Source organism: Sodalis sp. RH20, from assembly GCF_047324205.1.
Classification (GTDB): domain Bacteria; phylum Pseudomonadota; class Gammaproteobacteria; order Enterobacterales; family Enterobacteriaceae; genus Acerihabitans.
In genome coordinates, this window is sequence record NZ_CP178733.1 from 2,931,570 (window position 1) to 2,947,610 (window position 16,041).

A 16,041-nucleotide genomic window follows, 5' to 3' on the forward strand; every position below is an offset into this window, starting at 1 on the left:
CCAATTAATAAAAAAACAACACAATGCGTTGTTTAAAAATGAAATCTTCATGAAATAAATGCGGTTATGACGTTATGATAATAACTTATTCGGTAAGGTTCATTTGCGTCCGTATTCAAAACGCAGTGTCACCCTGCCCGGGTAAAACCACTTTCATTTCACTTCACTCAGCCGTTGGGATTATCCTGGCTACAGGAGTTTATAATGCAAACCGATATACCGCATTCAGCCGAACCAGCTCGGCGCACCGTATTAAAACGCGCCGCGGGTCTTTCCGTTTTAGGGATAGCGGGCGTTGTAGGCATGGGCTTGCCCTCACTATCCTATGCAGCCGCATTGAGTAAAGCAGAGCGCGATAAGATGACCCCGGATCAAATCATCGAGGGTCTCAAGCAAGGCAATATCCGCTTTCAAACGGGGAAAGCGCATCAACATGACTACCTGGCGCAAAAACGCGCCAGCGCGGCTGGACAGTATCCGTCGGCGGTGATTCTCAGCTGTATCGACTCCCGCGCGCCAGCGGAAATCATCCTGGATACGGGCATTGGAGAAGCGTTTAACAGTAGGATCGCGGGCAATATTTCCAATGCCGATATTCTCGGCAGCCTCGAGTTTGCCTGTGCTGCGGCCGGGGCCAAAGTTATTGTGGTCATGGGGCATACTGCCTGCGGCGCGGTGAAAGGGGCTATCGATAATGTTGAGTTGGGTAACCTGACGGGTCTGCTGGATAAAATCAAACCAGCCATTGATAAAACAGAATATACCAAGGAGAGGGTGAGCAGTAATGATGAATTTGTCGATGCGGTAGCGGCGACCAACGTAAAACTCACTATTGAGGAAATCAGGAAAAGCGATATTCTTCATAAACTTGAGTCCGAGGGCACTATAAAAATCATTGGTTCCATGTATCACCTGAACGGCGGAAAGGTAGAGTTTTTCGCCTAACCTGTCGCTACAGCCCAGCCAGCGCCGGGCTGTTAGCATTTTTCGTTATTCGCGCGGTAAAAGAATACGCTCATTCATCAGCGCGTAAGCGGCCCCTAATTACAATTACTCATAATTAATACGCTAATTGCAAGAGCATATACATCGTTAATATTATTCTCATGTTTCTATTGACGGTCTGGTTGCCATCCCGGCGCTACTTTTATTCAATAATCATTAAAATATAGTCAATTTAATTATGTTTAATAAATATTTAATCATTTTATGCGATTGTCTTACCGCATTCCTTTGTTTTATTTTGGTTTCCTACTGATTCCTTTGGCGTACGGGCATTTATGCCCGTTTTTTTTATCCTGTCACCGGCTGTTGCTGGGTCATCCTGTCCGCCCCGAAACCCAAGCACAGGATTCAGCAGCTTCAAACGGGATAACTCTCCTCAAGAATTGTATGACAAATTAAGTATATGTGATGCACGTCACTATTTTTAGCAAAATTTACTCATAAAATAGTGACAGATATCACAATTGAGCTAAGGAAAAATGATGGACATAACCCAAAAAACCGATGACGTATTATTACGCATCTGCTGGCTGTTTGTACTTGGCGGTATTATCTTTGGCGGCATCTTGTTTAAAATGTTTTGGTAGTTTGTTAATAAAAAGAATTTTTAGTGATCTATTATGCCGTCCCTTTTCAGCCTCTGGGGTGTTTTGTTGATATATCGTCACGATTGCATTCTCTCAGGACAAATCGTGCGGCCGTAGCGTTGAAAGCAATACCCGCCTTGCCCGGCCTTTGCGCACCGGATAAGGTGACACTGACAAACGACCCGCAATCTGTTCGGTATAAGTGCTATGATTTGATCATTGCCACTTGCCAGGATTTACGATGAAATTACTCATCCTCCCCATTGCATTAAGCCTGCTACTGTTAACGGGCTGTAGTGGGGCTGCGGGCTCCTTGTTCAGAATCATTCCTGCGGATACCGACGTTTGTCCTCATGGCCACAACGTCTTTACCAATCAATGTAATCCTTAGCATTAACCATGATCAAGCGTGCCCGTCATTATTATGTAAGGCATGATCCTGTTTGCGCTGTATTCCGAGGGAAGCGGCAGCTGCAGGGGAAGGCTCGCGCGGGGTAGCATCCGTTCGGGCGTGATGGATCCACCGAACCATTGCCATGCATTGGCGATATGATCCGGTTTCTTGCTATTTTTTTATGTATGTTTTCAATCTTCACAATACGGTGCCGATATAACAGAGAATTCATTCACTCAAGGTCATCAAGATGGCATATGCGGCGTTTGTGCTTATTGGGTCAGGAATCGGTCTAACAGTCATCATCTTTTTGATTTACAGAATAGAATCCATGACTGGTCACTTTGAATCCTATGAGTTTATCGACAAACGGACCAATCATGTCACTCTGCATATGAAGCCGTCGTCTATCCCGACCGATCCGAAGCACGCCATAAGGCTGATAAGATCATTTATCAGGACATTAGATTATTTGCATACCAACAATTACACGCAGGTCAGTTTTTGTACGCATTTGCTTAACGAAAGGCGGGTTAAAAGCCTGAGCCGGATCTTAAGCAAGCATGGGTATTTTATCAGCCATACGTTTTGCCTTAAAACCTCAGTACGGCATCGCCGCATCACCTTCTGGACGACATTGTTATACAGCTGGAAAAGGATAAAGGTAGCCGACATGTCATGGGATATGACCATCAGGCTGAAATAGCGGCGGCAAATAACACCCATTTTCACCGTCGTCCGGCAATCGCATCGCCCGAAGCGCCATCCGCTGGCCCGAGTTAAAACAGCACTCTGTCCTGCTTTAGCCTCCAGGTCGCCTCTCCCGACCCGCTGACGGCATGCCGACGGCGCACCCCTGGTTATAGCCTGCCATGACGCCGCCTTGATTCTGGTAAATAAGTCACAGCACGTAGCGCGTTAATCAGCCATGATAAAGCGACTGACGCGAAGGGAGGTAACGACTATGCAAGTCAAATTCGATTGGCATATGTTTTTGCTCGGCTTATTCACGCTATGTGTTCTTATCGCCCTGGCGGTAGGCTGAGATGACGGCGGCTGCCGCAGCCTGCACATCGAGCCGGCGGCGGGAGAATGTATCCACCGCCGTCAGAAGGACACGATGTCCGGCGGTGTGCGGGCAATACTGGAGACGACGGCCACTTATCCTCTGACAACATCCGCGCCCACGGGACGGCGTCCATGTCCGCTACTCCCCCGGGGCTGGAGGGTCAATTAATCTTCAGCATCTGCTTAACATCATTTTTATTGCTCTGCTGTTCATTACCATGGGCATCGGTATAACGGATCATGCCCGTATCATTATCAATGTCGGGTTTACACTCGGTTACCATCATATGCCCGTCGTTAGTGCTGCGTGCGTAGCTACTTGAACTGCCCCCAGCATGGTTGCGAGCACCATGCTGAATAAAATAAATAAAGCCTTATACATAATACGCTTCTTTATTTGTTTAATTATTGAGTTAGCATAGAAAACCTGACGCAGTATTGATGCCCGCCCTGGTGCTAATCATGGCACTGATTAACCGAAAATAGCATCATCGTGCCGCACGCGGGCTTGCAAACTTGCGCCACGATGAAAAAAACCAATAAGGAGTGATTAAACATGAAACGGCGTACCGGACTTTGCATGCACACCACAATTTTTGCCGCGTTGCTTACCGCCTTTTCGCTTGCCGCCTGCAGCGGTGCAGAAAAATCAGCCGCCACGCAAAGCGCGGTCAAACCGCTTACCGCTGATGACACCTGCATGGCTAACAATTTCAGGAACCTGATCGGCAAACCCGAAAGCGTCCTGGACGGTATGCGTTTTTCAATGCCCATGCGCCTTATCAAGCCCGGCCAAGCCGTCACTATGGACTTTGATCCGAAACGGCTGAACTTTATGTCCAACAAGGAAGGCATCATCACCAGCGTCCATTGCTCTTGATATCAGTTCTCGCGGGCACTGCATGCCGCCCCGCCACCGCGCAACGGTTGGACAGCGGACATTCCGCGGTATCGCCGGAAATGACCCTGAAACTTTCGGCGGTGCTTGGCAGCTCGGCGAAGTTTTGGCTCAATCTCCAAATCAATTACAGCCTTTGGGTAGCCCAGAAAGAAGTTGATATCTCACAGCTACACCGGTTGGTTGCAGCCTGATGACTGCGGTACTCTCCCATAGCTTCCCTGCACTTGTGTGTCTCGCGAGTAAAGATGCATGAGTAGCCCGGTTAAACCGCGCTTATTTATCAACTCGACAGCTATTTTTGCAGGTCGCAGATCATTGGGACAAAGTGAGTAGCCTTAGTATTTTTATTTTGAAATGATATTATGAAAGCCAAACCCCAGGCATAAAAAACCGCCTATCGGCGGTATCAACCTGCTTTTCTACTTTGTTTTTATTACGAATTCCGGGTAGTACCCGGGGCGGGACTTGAACCCGTACAGCCATAAAGCCGATGGATTTTAAAAACCTTCATAGCTTTATATAAATCAAGGCGTTGAATAAATACAGCACCTTATAAACCATCATATGGGTTTATCTGGGTGATTGCGGCGGCGGTAGTCATTATTCAGCGCTAAACTGCCATTCTCACCAGCGCATCCCGCATATTGCATTCTTACAAAATGCCATCTAAAATAACCCAAACGTTTAGGTTTAGGTTGCCCATGCCAACAATTTTCAGGTTTAAAGGATGGCGGGTGATGATTTACACCATGGATCATTTACCTCCGCATGTACATGTTATAGGAACCAATGGCCAGGTTGTTTTTGTTTTGCTAAAAGACAACATTGAGCTGAGAGAAATGATTGGCGTAAAACCTAAGGAACTCGCGGAGATCGAGAAGGAGCTTCTTAAACAACTGCCACAACTACAGTCAGCATGGGAGCAAATCCATGGCAACTAAAACACAAATCGATGCAGCCGTGCAGCGCGGCCAGGAAACGATGAATAGCCCGTTACGTGCCATTGCGGCCCGCTATGATGCCAAATCGCAACGCGTCATCGTAACATTAGTATCTGGTATCGAATTGGCCATACCGCCGGCGATTGTTCAGGGATTAAGCACTGCTAGCGCTGCGGAACTGACAGACATAGAGATTACGCCTCTGGGGAACGGACTTTACTTCCCGGCTATTGACGCCGATGTGTTTATCCCGGCGATAATGGATGGCTATACAGGAACCAGCAAATGGATGGCACGCGAACTTGGCCGCAAAGGAGGTTCCGCGACCTCCGAGAAGAAACGCGCTGCCTCAAAGGCGAATGGCAAGCTTGGCGGTCGGCCTAAAAAAGTAAACGTGGCTTGAATACCAGCGGATCATGGCGTCACCGCATGGCCTCCGTGGCGTTCAATCTTTGCAAAATCAGTGTATTCATCTAATATTTCAGGCGATATCATCGTCACAATAAATCAGCATTGTCAGGATGTAGTCATATTCTGGTTTTGGCGGCAAATCCCAGGTATAAAAAAACCGCCTATCGGCGGTATCAATTTGTTCATACTACTTTGTTTTTATTACGAATTATGGCGTGGTACCCGGGACGGGATTTGAACCCGTACAGCCATAAAGCCGAGGGATTTAAAAACCCTCAGTATGATATTGAAATCATAGAGTTACGTATAATCAGCCGGTTGCAAATCATGATGGCGGGTTAATTTGGGCTGATGCGGATTGTGTAGTCACTATTTGAATGAAGATACTCATTCCCGCCACTCCCCCGCTAGCATACAATCAAAAAAGTGTTGCGTGCTGAGGAACAGTGTTATATTGTTCCTTAGTACGCAACACCCAGAGCCACTTCATGATTAAAAGCTTTTTGCACAAAGGATTGCGCCTGTTTTTTGAGAAAGGGTCAACCGCAGGTATCAACGCTCAGCAGTCTGGTAAACTCCGCCTACGTCTAGCGGTTATCGATGCGGCGGAAGATATCAAAGATATTGACCGGCCGGGATATTGCCTTCACGCGCTTACCGGGGACAGGAAAGGCCAATGGTCTATAACCGTTACGGGCAACTGGCGCATTACATTTGAATTTATGGATGGCAACGCCTATGTCATTAATTATGAGGATTATCACTGATGACTATGTTTAATCCGCCGCACCCAGGTGAAATCATTGCAGAAACCCTGGACGATCTTAATATCGGCATTCGTGAGTTATCCCGCGCACTGCATGTCGCCCCTTCCACCGCACAACGGCTGGTGAGCGGTCATTCTGCGGTTTCTCCAGAAATGGCCCTGAAACTTTCAGCGGTACTTGGCAGTTCGGCGAAATTCTGGCTCAATCTCCAAGACAATTACAGCCTTTGGGTAGCCCAGAAAGAAGTTGATACCTCACAGCTACACCGGTTGGTTGCAGCCTGATGACTGCGCTACTCGCCCATAGCTTGGGGTAAAGATGCTTGAGTAGCCCGGTTAAACCGCGCTTATTTATCAACTCGACAGCTATTATTGCAGGTCGCAGATCATTGGGAAAAAGAGAGGAGCTTTAGTATTTTTATTTTGAAATGCTATTACGACAGTCAAACCACAGCCATAAAAAAACCGCCTATCGGCGGTATCAACTTGTTCATACTACTTTGTTTTTATTACGAATTCTGGTGTGGTACCCGGGACGGGACTTGAACCCGTACAGCCATAAAGCCGAGGGATTTTAAATTCTGCATCTTTCATTGATTAAACAAGGGGTTAATGCATTTCTTCCTAACATACCGGTTGTAACGAGCAATTCAAATCAAGGGGTTAACCACACCATGCGCATTATCTTAGGCGCATAAATAACCTATTTTGGTGAAATGAAATTTAATTCGATTAATTAGTGAACACTTCATTACCGGGTGTACATTAAGATAGTTACCAGCCTGTTACTATATAGTTTATTAAATGTAATCCATTAAAGAAGACTTAGATAACGTATGGCAGCAATGAGATGCTAGTGGTAGTATAACTAAATAATTAGCATGGTCATTAGTGGAGTCCTGACATAATGTTAGGGATAATCAGATTTTTTCTCGCGAGTTCCGTCATCCTATTTCACTTAAGTGCAAAATTTCCAGATCTGGGTTTGTATGCCGTAAACTGTTTTTATGTCATTAGCGGCTATTTAATCACGTTAATTCTTAATAGAACCTATAAATTTGAATTTGCTCCATTTGCGTTAAATAGATTCCTTCGTTTATTTCCTACATACTGGTTTGCGTCTATCACCAGCATTGTTATTATTTATTTCGCGAATAACCCTACCACCTTTCATCCTTCGTATGGGCTTCATTTTTCATTTAAAGAAATCATCAGTAATATTTTTATGATACCGTGGGCCTTTGTTTCAGATAATATTATTATATCTCCATTCCAAACATTTACAACTCCAGAATTTTTAAACTTTAACGGTTATATGTTTAGAGCCGTAACTTCCTCTTGGTCGGTTGCCGTAGAGATTGTGTGTTATTTTTTCCTTTGGCTATTTGTGGCAAAAGGGCCTAAAAGAGCCTGTTTAATAATAATAGTAAGTTCTATGTATCATTGGTATTCACTTCATCACAATGAGAGTACTATCGCTACTTACTCCCCTTTTCTTGCTGCTATGTTACCCTTTAGCATTGGTTCCTTAGGGTATTTTATTTCAGCTTTTATCGAAAAAATAAGACCAAACATAGGTAAAGAATTTAGACATCAAATTGCTTATTTATTAATATTTATTGCTGCTTTTCTTATAAACTGGCTTATCGGATGGCTCGAAGGGAAAACCTTAGCATCGTTATATTATTACTTCAATAATGTCATTGCTTTATTTGCAGTTATTTCCTTACATGCAACTAAGCTTCCTGATCGTTTTAAGAATTCCGGAAAGTTTTTTGGTGACATGTCATATCCCATATTTTTATGTCAGTTTTTCTTCGGCCTTGTTGCTTGGAGTATTCTTGGCGAACCCGAAAAAACAAGAGGTTGGTATATATTTTTTATTGGATACTCCTTTTCTTTGCTATTTGGATACATATCGATATTACTGATAGACAGGCCAATTTCTAAAATAAGAGATAAAATAAGACCGTAAATTAAGCCCCGATTGGGGGCTAATCATTTACGCATTTACCAGCTTACCGTTAATTGTCGTGAATTTATCATCATCATAAAACCCGCCATCAGACTCATTATAATACGTCGCAGGTTGACAGAAAATGCCCTCATTAATTTTCACTAACGCAAACCCCGACAAAGTAAATGATGTTTCCGCCACGATGATATTGATAATCAAGTTGCTACCACTTTTAATCTGTGCATAATTTTCTACTGACATCGCTTACCACTCCACAATGATTATACCAGGCATGCCTTCACCACCTGACTTACCGGTTGAAGTAGGAACATCTATATTGTTCGCACCCCCGCCACCGCCGCCACAACCATATCCATAACCACTTTTACCCGCACTGGTACTCGATCCCGCGCTGGCACCGCCAGCACCCCCACCGCCATATTGGGTACTCCCCCCTTGACCAGCGATTCCATATGTTGTTGCAGAACATGAAACCGAATTGCCACCTTGTGGATAACCGTCTCCGCCAATTCCTCCGGTAGCAATACTTGCTGAATACTGCCCTGCACCGCCCCCTTACCTCCGGCCAGAGTAAGTAACGCACCGAACGAAGAATTACCGCCATTTCCTCCGGCGGACGCCGTGCCACCAGAACCGGCTGCACCAGAGGAACCAGCCAATCCGATCGTAATGCTGATAACATCACCGGGCTGCACTGGAATAGAATATTTCACCACGCATTGGCCGGCACCACCGCCCCCACCGCCTGATGCTGCATAGGAAGCAGAAGCACGGCCGGCGCCGCCGCCATCGCCGCCACCAGCCGCACATCCAGAAAGGTAAATGGTATAAACCCCCTGTGGTACCGTAAACGTTCCGCTGCTGGTAAACTTTTGCAGGCGCCCATTAAAAATCGATCGCAGTGCCGCCAGTAATTGAGCGTCGTTGGTAGGATCGAGAGCCAACCCTCCCCCCTGTACAACATTTGCCAGCTCACGCTGTATGGTATTAAGCCAGGCCGCATCCAGTATGGTCGGCGAGACGCCACCGGCGACATTGCCATTGGTCCATTCTCCGTTAATATCAGCGGTGTTAGTAATATTGCCTATTTTTTGCATAGCAGATCTCTCGCTAGATAAAGCGCTTTAAAAAGGATAATTAAGAGGGTTAGTTGGCGTAGCCGAATTTAACGATGGTATGGGATGGAGCCAGGGCTGATAACCGACATTCAAGCCGTTTGTTTCCCCACGACCGAAGCGGGTCGCCGCAATAGCTTAATCCCGCCTGAGCATAAATGACGGTGGTAAGCGGCGCGGTAACCAGCCAGACGAAAGGCCAGTTTTCGCCGTTTAACGCATCACCGCAGCGCGACATGCCGGCGCGCGCCTGGCGATATTGCGTGATGGTAATGGTGTAGCCCAGCGCTGCGGCAACGCTGATAAAATAAGCGTTCGACTGGCCGCCGGAACTAAACAGTTTCGCGACTACTGCTTTTTGGCGCAGCACCATGCTGTCGGTTTCACCTATGGCGCAATCATCCGGCAGCCCCAGGGTATTTTCCCATTCCTTGAGCAATATCGTGGCGGTGCGCGGGAAGGCGCCGGCCAGCAGCGCCATGGCGGCATCGTCGCTGCGTTGATAGCTATTCCCCAGCGCGCGAAGCACCGCGTTCTGTACCGTGCCGTTTTCACGCGGCCATGCTTGCCCTGGCGGCAGCAGTCCCTGCAACGCCGCCGTATAATCATCGGCTGAAAACTGGCTCATAGATAAGTGACCTTGCCCAATACCGGCAACCCCCCGGAGTCCATGGTGATATTGTCGGTCGGCGCGGTGAGGATAAACCCCGTGGTGCCGGTCACGTCACCGATCGCCGCCAGAAGGTCCGATAAATAGATGGTGCCCCCCGGAGCGCCATACTCGAAAAACACATTATCGATCGCCGTGCTTATCGCGGCCGTGGTATCGCTTAATGCGCCCGACAGCCCGCCGATGGTGAAATCCACCGGCGTTTTGATCGGCGAGCACACATACACCAGCGCCGTGGTCGGCTGTAACGGAAAAATATGATCGGCCACTCGCCCTTGGTCGCCATCGGCCTTAACCGCGCCCCAGACATCAAGCTGGGAAATGCCGTCGGTGCCTACCGGGGCGGCCAGGGAATGATCGTTGTTTACGTCTGGATTTTTCTAATCACGGTGATACAAGGGAAGTGGTATCGGCGACAGTTGCCTGTATTTCCGGTGCGGTAGATAAGGATGGATTAACAACGCTGCTATCAACCGCAGGCATCAATTTCTTCACGCTATTATATGTAGCGACACCCGAGTCGATAAAAAGGGATAGGTCATTTTTCACCGTTTCCCAATCCGTATTGACGCCATCAGCGGCAACGGATAATACAGCCAGCACGGTATTCTTTTTTGTCTGGCCGGTCCCGGCGGAAGTGGCATAAGCGGCTTCGACTTTTTCAATCAGATCGCTTGCCAGCGCGTACAGCTTTTCAGCGCCGGCAACAACGGACAAACTGGATGAAATGGCGGTAGCAATGGAGCTTAAAGAGAATGACATGGTGATATCCTTGGCAATGATGGTATGAGTGGCAACAACGAGCGGTTGAACCGGCTTCGGCTCTTCCCTTTGGGTTAGGCAGGTTTCAGGGTTGGCATAGGGCGCTATCCGGCTGGTTTTCAGGTAGGCAATCAAGCTGGTAATCAATCGCCAATACTCTTTTATTACGATGAACAGATTCATAACAGCGCGCCCTCGGCAATTTTCAACCTGCTGCGTCGGTCACTCAGGCCATTAGTGCCGCCGTTAATAACCTTGGTCATTTGGTTAAAGTCACCGTTATCGGCATATTGATTGAGATTATGCCATTGCCAGAACCAACCGGCTGACCGGGCAGCGTATTTGTACACCAGCAGCAGGTCAGGATTTGCCACCAGATCAATGCCGAGAGCGTTTCCGCATTGCCGGTAGTTATCCAGGAAAGTCACCTGCTTTAACCCCGCCCCGAAATTTCCAGCCATCGCCTGGGGCTTTATTGCCGTAGCGGCCCTGGTAGACCAAATTGGCAATGGCGGTCTGTTGTGCCGGCCTGTCACCGCTTCGCCCAAGCATTTCGCATTGATACGCGCTTAGCCGGCCAGCGCAGGTGTCTTTTAGGCCCTGGATAGAATAATTAAACGATTCGGCCAACGTTGTGAAGCCCGCCGATTCACAGCCTATTTGTGCAATAAAGGCGGCTTGGCGTTTGGGGGTATTGATTTCAAACTCGACCATGGTATCGGTGAAAGGCGAAAACCAACGCGCAGCAAGCCCCGCGCTGAGGTTAGCCGTGCGCTGAAATTGGTTAAGATTCATGGTTATCTCGATACTTTGAAAATTTGGACGATATTGCCGCCGGTTTTGATAACGGCCCCGCAGATCACGGCGTTAATAAATATCTGCATCCAGTCCACCAGCACGTATTCACCCAATAGCGTGCGGATCGGATAAGAACCGTAAAACACAATCAGGATATAAGCCAGCCAACGTCCCCATGGCCGATGGGTGGCCCCGTTGCGTTTAAACAACATCAGGCGCAGCGCAATCATGCCGCAGATGATCGTATTCAAGATTAGCAGCGTTTCACCCCCGTTTGGGATAATCAGTACTATCTTGTCAGCCATCCTTACCTCCCTTCCCTGAAGAGGATAAAAACGCCCCGAGGCTGCCCAGCAATTTTGCCGTCCCGCCACCGATACTGCTCGCCATCAGAATTTTGATGGCCATTGCCCCCGCCACCAGCGCGCCGATAGAGTCAGGCAATCGGGTATGTAACAACAAAACGGTGGTGATAATTTCCGAGGCTGGGCGGCAAGCTAGTACGCCGAATACCAGGCTGACGATAAAAAATCCCAACCGCTTAGGGACGGTGAGATCGGCAGCCGATGTGACGAAAAAAACCGCGCCGGCGAAGGAACCGATAACCACTGCCGGGTCCAAACCACTAAACCAACCCAGGGTGGCGACACCGGCCCCCGTTGTCACGACGGCAGTTGCAGAGACCGGCTCGGACATGATGATTCCCTCGTTGTTTGTCCTCATTGAGGGTATAACAAGGCCACCCGCAAGCAGCCGCAGAGTCATTAGAAAAATAATTAGATTTTACTTGCCTTGATTAGATATTTATCTTATTATCTAATCATCCCAAGCGGATATGTTCTTATAAACGAGGGAATATGGTTAACGTCCGATGGTCGAGGAAAGCGCTTAAGCAAATGGGCGCAATCGACAGCAGGTACCGGAAAACCATCGTAGAAAAAGTAAATAGTTTGGCATCGTTCCCCAGCGTTCAGCTTGATATCAAGAAGATGAAAGCCGTTGATAACCAGTACCGATTGCGGGTGGGCGATTACAGAATTATTTTCGAGATTGACGACGGTGAACCGGTAATTTGCACCATTCAGGCAGTGAAGCGTAGAACATCAACAACCTATTAGGCGGGGAAACCCGCTATTCCTCACACGACATAACGCGAAAACAGAGAAACCCGAATATGTCTAAAATACAGTACATCAATGACGTTTCAGGTCGGCCGCAGTTCGTGGTGTTACCGATAGCGGAATATGAAAGCCTGATCAATGACGGCTGGGAAGATATTCCTTACCACGCCGACAAACACGACGATGAAACCGTTCCTGGTGAAGTGGTTGCCATCATGGTTGATCAAGATGTCAGTCTGCCGGCCGCGTGGCGTATCCATTCAGGATTGTCACAATACGATGTTGCCGAAAAACTCGGCACCACTCAGTCCGCCGTGTCGCAGTGGGAATCCGTGGACTCAAAACCACAGAAAAAAACCCGTGAAAAGTTGGCGGCGCTGTATGGCTGCCGACCGGAACAGCTAACGCTTTAAAACGTGGCCCCAGTAGGGGCTATTTGCTCGACCTCTTTGACGGTCTGCAGAAAACGTTCTTCCTCCAACTCCACGCCGATAGCGCGGCGACCGAGCGCCTGCGCCGCTTTTATCGTGGCGCCGGAACCCATAAAAAAATCCGCTACCACATCGCCGGGCCGGCTGCTGGCCTGAATGATATGCCGCATCATGTCGGCCGGCTTTTCGCAGGGATGCTTGCCTGGGTATGACTGAACGGGCGTAATGTCCAAACGTCGGTATAAAGCACATCCTTGGTGACAGCGAACGGCCGGCGCATCTGCTGGTACTCCCGGCGTAACGATGCATATTCAATGGCAAGGCCGGCGTAGGTTTGTTGCAACATCTGATATTGCGCCGACAAACGTACGGTAGGTTGCCCGCGCCGGCAATCGAGCGCTCCACCAGCTGCATGGCGGCCATTTCCATGCTGAATATCAGCATCCCGCCGCCGTTGCGCGTTGCGCCCTCCACCATGGACAACAAAATCTCGGTTTTGCCCATACCCGGCCGTCCGGCCAGTAGCACCAAATCCTGGCGGTTGATGCCGCCCAGCATGGCGTCCAGCTAGGGAATACCGGTCATCAGGTTGGTGATGCTGGCATCGCTGCTCATGCGCTTATCAATCAAGTCCATGTAGGACGGCAGAAGATCTTGGATATGCACCGGAATGATATCGCCGCTGTCGGTGGTTAGCTCGACCAGGTTTGCCAACGCGCCTTCAATCACCTGGTCACGCTGTTGCTGATTACGCGCCTCTCGGATAGAGTCGGCCATTCCCTGAAACAGGGCAATCGCTTTGCGGGTAAACCAGCTTTTGCCGGTCAGCTTGGCATAGCCTTTTAGGTTGGATTCCACCGTCGGCTGCCGCATGGCCTCAGTGAACTCGGAAAGGCTGTCGCCGCCCAGGGCCTCGCTTAACAGCAGTCCGTCGATAACGCCCAAACTCAGGGCGTGTTTTTTGATTTCTCAATACGCCGTGCGGTAAAACCCGATGTTAAATGCCTCATCCGGCAACGTGGCCAGAACATCCAGGGCGTCGGGTGAGGCGCCGCTTTTCAGCAGCCCGCCGATAGCCGACAAGTTTGACGCGACCTATTCCCTGGTTCGTAATCTTGATGGGCTGGCAAAAAACTGTGATGAAGAGGCGGCGCGGCTTTCTGCCCGCAAAAAAAGCTTCGAAACGCAGGCGAAAAATCTTAAGAACTATATTTTAAACTGCTTACTTGCCGCGACTCAGGACAGTTTGAATACTACCTCCGATACATTTACCGCCGCTAAAGGTTCGGCCAGGGTGATTATCGACAATGAAAGCCAATTGCCCGATGAGTTTGTCGATATCAGCGTGATAACGGCACCGGATAAAAAAGCCATCAAGGACGCCATTGATACTGGCGTCATAGTGCCTGGCGCGCATATTGAAACAAGCCCCCGCTCGCTGCGCGTTCGATGAAAGATACTTGTAAATATGTATGGCGCCCACTAAGCGCAACGGATTATCAATTCCACAAGACATAACAGGCGGGAAATAACATGTTGCAAACCTATTTGGCGCGCGGCGATGTGCGACCGCATGGCTAGCATGGTGGAATCCCACAAGGAGACCATCATACAACCATGGCAACCGGGCATTTGCCTGCTTTCAGCATTAGATATGAAAATCGGACGATTATTTTTTACTGCCCGTAAACAGCAAATGATTCAGCAGGATATCGCCGCCTGCGAAGCGGCAGACCAGGCGATAGAACGATTGAGAGAAATAACGAGGCAAGGCCATGAAAGACGATCACGACACCATCACCTTAGAAGAAATGATTGAGATAACCGGATTCCGTTATAAGTCCAAGCAATGCGAGTTGCTTAAAAATGCCGGCATCTTCTTTATCAAAAAAGCCGATGGGCATCCCTGCACCACGTGGGGCCACTTTATGAACCCCGGCGGCGCGCGACGCTTCGTCGAAAAAATAGAAAGCCAGGAACCTAACTTCGAGGCGATGGATTGATGTCAGGGAAACGTAAGAATCCGGCCGACCGCGCGCTACCATCCCGCGTCTATCGGGGAAAAACCAAATATGAATTCCACCCGGCGCTGGGTGGTTCAATATCATTATGTTCTCTTGACGCCCCGCTATCCGAGATGTGGAGCCATTTCGAGCGGGTGAATAGCAAAAAGCGGGTTATCAGTGATTTTACCGGATTAAGCGAAGAGTTTTTCCACTCAGCGGATTTTGGCGAACTGGCCATCGAAACGCAGAAGGATTACCGTAAATACGCCACAAGGTTGCTGAAAGTGTTTGGTGAAATGGAACCGAATAATATCAAACCTGAGCATATCAGAAAGTATATGGATAAACGTGGGGTCAAAAGCCCAACGCAGGCAAACCGGGAGAAAGCCTTTCTGTTGCGCGTTTACCGCTGGGCCTATGAACGCGGCAAAGTGAAAATGAACCCCTGCAAAGGGGGTAGACAATTCAAGGAGGTTTCCCGCGATCGCTATATTTCCGATGCGGGATATCAGGCTTTATACTCCATCGCGCCGGACGTTGTGCGCGCCGCTATGGAGCTGGCTTACCTGTGTTGCGCCCGGCAGGCCGACATATTGTCGCTAAAGCGCAGCCAGTTATTAGCCGAGGGGATTTTTATCACTCAGGGTAAAACCGGCAAGAAACAGATTAAGGCATGGAGCGATCGCCTACGTCGCGCCATCGCTATAGCTGAAGGATTACCGCAGTCCCCTGGCGTGACCAGCCTGTATATCCTTCATCAACCGTCCGGCCACGGTTACAGCCGCGATGGGTTTAACAGCCGCTGGCGTAATACCAAACTCACCGCGGCGGCCACGTTTCCCGATCTAGACTTTGACTTTACGTTTCATGATTTGAAGGCTAAAGGCATATCGGATCTGGAGGGTACATTGGCAGCAAAACAGGTGATTTCCGGGCATAAAAACGCCTCGCAGACGGCGCGCTACGATCGCAAAACCGAAGTGGTCCCCGTCGTCGGCGGTCAAAAAAAATGAATAGTTATGCGACTCACAAAAATCATGTTAGGAAGTGATGTTAGCAATGCAGGAAATCAGGCATAAAAAAACCG

At 48.7% G+C, this 16,041-nt stretch carries 23 protein-coding genes and 3 pseudogenes; 13 read left to right on the forward strand and 13 right to left on the reverse strand.

Annotation, left to right across the window (positions count from 1 at the left end; translation table 11 throughout):
• The first annotated feature begins 204 nt into the window (after positions 1-204).
• Entirely contained in the window at positions 205-945 is a 741-nt protein-coding gene (locus ACL2XM_RS13495) for a carbonic anhydrase (protein ID WP_410015783.1), read from the forward strand.
• 575 nt (positions 946-1,520) lie between these two features.
• Here ACL2XM_RS13495 and ACL2XM_RS13500 read toward each other — a convergent pair.
• A complete protein-coding gene (locus ACL2XM_RS13500; protein ID WP_410015784.1) occupies positions 1,521-1,673 on the reverse strand; it encodes a hypothetical protein in 153 nt (50 codons plus the stop codon).
• Between the two features lie 1,542 nt (positions 1,674-3,215).
• The gene (locus ACL2XM_RS13505) at positions 3,216-3,422 is read right to left on the reverse strand and encodes a YgdI/YgdR family lipoprotein (RefSeq protein ID WP_410016583.1); all 207 of its coding nucleotides are present in this window, start codon (positions 3,420-3,422) and stop codon (positions 3,216-3,218) included.
• Between the two features lie 188 nt (positions 3,423-3,610).
• Between ACL2XM_RS13505 and ACL2XM_RS13510 the strand changes: the two genes are divergently transcribed.
• From ACL2XM_RS13510 to ACL2XM_RS13540, 7 genes are all read left to right on the forward strand, one after another.
• Positions 3,611-3,934: an I78 family peptidase inhibitor gene (locus tag ACL2XM_RS13510; RefSeq protein WP_410015785.1), complete on the forward strand. Its 324-nt coding sequence runs from the start codon at positions 3,611-3,613 to the stop codon at positions 3,932-3,934.
• Entirely contained in the window at positions 3,931-4,146 is a 216-nt protein-coding gene (locus ACL2XM_RS13515) for a HigA family addiction module antitoxin (RefSeq protein ID WP_413723595.1), read from the forward strand. Before ACL2XM_RS13510 ends, ACL2XM_RS13515 begins: the two co-directional genes overlap by 4 nt.
• Before the next feature lie 546 nt (positions 4,147-4,692).
• Positions 4,693-4,896, forward strand: a complete 204-nt coding sequence (locus tag ACL2XM_RS13520; RefSeq protein WP_410015794.1) for a DUF4160 domain-containing protein — start codon at positions 4,693-4,695, stop codon at positions 4,894-4,896.
• Positions 4,886-5,299 (forward strand): DUF2442 domain-containing protein, encoded by a 414-nt coding sequence (locus tag ACL2XM_RS13525; protein WP_410015795.1) that lies wholly within the window; start codon positions 4,886-4,888, stop codon positions 5,297-5,299. The genes ACL2XM_RS13520 and ACL2XM_RS13525 overlap by 11 nt, the downstream gene beginning before the upstream one ends.
• 496 nt (positions 5,300-5,795) lie before the next feature.
• Entirely contained in the window at positions 5,796-6,074 is a 279-nt protein-coding gene (locus ACL2XM_RS13530) for a type II toxin-antitoxin system RelE/ParE family toxin (RefSeq protein ID WP_413722419.1), read from the forward strand.
• Complete coding sequence (locus ACL2XM_RS13535; protein ID WP_162364622.1) at positions 6,074-6,358, forward strand: HigA family addiction module antitoxin; 285 nt, start codon at positions 6,074-6,076, stop codon at positions 6,356-6,358. Before ACL2XM_RS13530 ends, ACL2XM_RS13535 begins: the two co-directional genes overlap by 1 nt.
• 622 nt (positions 6,359-6,980) lie before the next feature.
• Positions 6,981-8,048: an acyltransferase family protein gene (locus tag ACL2XM_RS13540; RefSeq protein WP_413733154.1), complete on the forward strand. Its 1,068-nt coding sequence runs from the start codon at positions 6,981-6,983 to the stop codon at positions 8,046-8,048.
• 27 nt (positions 8,049-8,075) lie between these two features.
• Here ACL2XM_RS13540 and ACL2XM_RS13545 read toward each other — a convergent pair whose 3' ends face one another.
• The 8 genes and pseudogenes from ACL2XM_RS13545 to ACL2XM_RS13580 form a co-directional block, all read right to left on the reverse strand.
• Positions 8,076-8,291 (reverse strand): hypothetical protein, encoded by a 216-nt coding sequence (locus ACL2XM_RS13545; RefSeq protein ID WP_413733156.1) that lies wholly within the window; start codon positions 8,289-8,291, stop codon positions 8,076-8,078.
• A 71-nt stretch (positions 8,292-8,362) separates the two neighbouring features.
• A complete protein-coding gene (locus tag ACL2XM_RS13550) occupies positions 8,363-9,148 on the reverse strand; it encodes a hypothetical protein (RefSeq protein ID WP_413733158.1) in 786 nt (261 codons plus the stop codon).
• Positions 9,149-9,197: 49 nt separating this feature from the next.
• Entirely contained in the window at positions 9,198-9,794 is a 597-nt protein-coding gene (locus ACL2XM_RS13555; protein WP_413733160.1) for a YmfQ family protein, read from the reverse strand.
• A complete protein-coding gene (locus tag ACL2XM_RS13560; protein ID WP_413733161.1) occupies positions 9,791-10,105 on the reverse strand; it encodes a baseplate J/gp47 family protein in 315 nt (104 codons plus the stop codon). The genes ACL2XM_RS13555 and ACL2XM_RS13560 overlap by 4 nt, the downstream gene beginning before the upstream one ends.
• Before the next feature lie 115 nt (positions 10,106-10,220).
• On the reverse strand, positions 10,221-10,781 hold the full coding sequence (locus ACL2XM_RS13565) for a hypothetical protein (RefSeq protein WP_413722414.1): 561 nt from the start codon (positions 10,779-10,781) through the stop codon (positions 10,221-10,223).
• A pseudogene (locus tag ACL2XM_RS13570) lies at positions 10,778-11,393 on the reverse strand (glycoside hydrolase family 19 protein). Before ACL2XM_RS13570 ends, ACL2XM_RS13565 begins: the two are co-directional and overlap by 4 nt.
• Before the next feature lie 2 nt (positions 11,394-11,395).
• Positions 11,396-11,701: a phage holin family protein gene (locus ACL2XM_RS13575; protein WP_413722413.1), complete on the reverse strand. Its 306-nt coding sequence runs from the start codon at positions 11,699-11,701 to the stop codon at positions 11,396-11,398.
• Positions 11,694-12,092: a putative holin gene (locus ACL2XM_RS13580; RefSeq protein WP_413722412.1), complete on the reverse strand. Its 399-nt coding sequence runs from the start codon at positions 12,090-12,092 to the stop codon at positions 11,694-11,696. Before ACL2XM_RS13580 ends, ACL2XM_RS13575 begins: the two co-directional genes overlap by 8 nt.
• A 161-nt stretch (positions 12,093-12,253) precedes the next feature.
• Here ACL2XM_RS13580 and ACL2XM_RS13585 point away from each other — a divergent pair, with 161 nt between their 5' ends.
• Positions 12,254-12,514: a type II toxin-antitoxin system RelE family toxin gene (locus ACL2XM_RS13585; protein ID WP_410015826.1), complete on the forward strand. Its 261-nt coding sequence runs from the start codon at positions 12,254-12,256 to the stop codon at positions 12,512-12,514.
• 56 nt (positions 12,515-12,570) lie between these two features.
• Positions 12,571-12,930: a helix-turn-helix domain-containing protein gene (locus ACL2XM_RS13590; RefSeq protein ID WP_413722411.1), complete on the forward strand. Its 360-nt coding sequence runs from the start codon at positions 12,571-12,573 to the stop codon at positions 12,928-12,930.
• Here ACL2XM_RS13590 and ACL2XM_RS13595 read toward each other — a convergent pair.
• From ACL2XM_RS13595 to ACL2XM_RS13605, 3 genes and pseudogenes are all read right to left on the reverse strand, one after another.
• Positions 12,927-13,315 (reverse strand): annotated as a pseudogene (locus ACL2XM_RS13595) (site-specific DNA-methyltransferase); the annotation flags it as partial. The gene ACL2XM_RS13590 and the pseudogene ACL2XM_RS13595 sit on opposite strands and share 4 nt — an antisense overlap.
• Before the next feature lie 65 nt (positions 13,316-13,380).
• Positions 13,381-13,506, reverse strand: a pseudogene (locus tag ACL2XM_RS13600) (DnaB-like helicase C-terminal domain-containing protein); the annotation flags it as partial.
• 9 nt (positions 13,507-13,515) lie between these two features.
• On the reverse strand, positions 13,516-13,893 hold the full coding sequence (locus tag ACL2XM_RS13605) for a hypothetical protein (protein ID WP_413722410.1): 378 nt from the start codon (positions 13,891-13,893) through the stop codon (positions 13,516-13,518).
• Between the two features lie 49 nt (positions 13,894-13,942).
• On the opposite strand from ACL2XM_RS13605, the gene ACL2XM_RS13610 reads away from it, so the two are divergent.
• The 3 genes from ACL2XM_RS13610 to ACL2XM_RS13620 all read left to right on the forward strand — a co-directional run bounded on the left by ACL2XM_RS13610 (position 13,943) and on the right by ACL2XM_RS13620 (position 15,967).
• Entirely contained in the window at positions 13,943-14,401 is a 459-nt protein-coding gene (locus tag ACL2XM_RS13610; RefSeq protein ID WP_413722409.1) for a siphovirus Gp157 family protein, read from the forward strand.
• Positions 14,402-14,723: 322 nt separating this feature from the next.
• Entirely contained in the window at positions 14,724-14,951 is a 228-nt protein-coding gene (locus ACL2XM_RS13615) for a DUF4224 domain-containing protein (protein WP_413728679.1), read from the forward strand.
• The gene (locus tag ACL2XM_RS13620) at positions 14,951-15,967 is read left to right on the forward strand and encodes a tyrosine-type recombinase/integrase (protein WP_413722407.1); all 1,017 of its coding nucleotides are present in this window, start codon (positions 14,951-14,953) and stop codon (positions 15,965-15,967) included. Before ACL2XM_RS13615 ends, ACL2XM_RS13620 begins: the two co-directional genes overlap by 1 nt.
• Positions 15,968-16,041 lie beyond the last annotated feature (74 nt).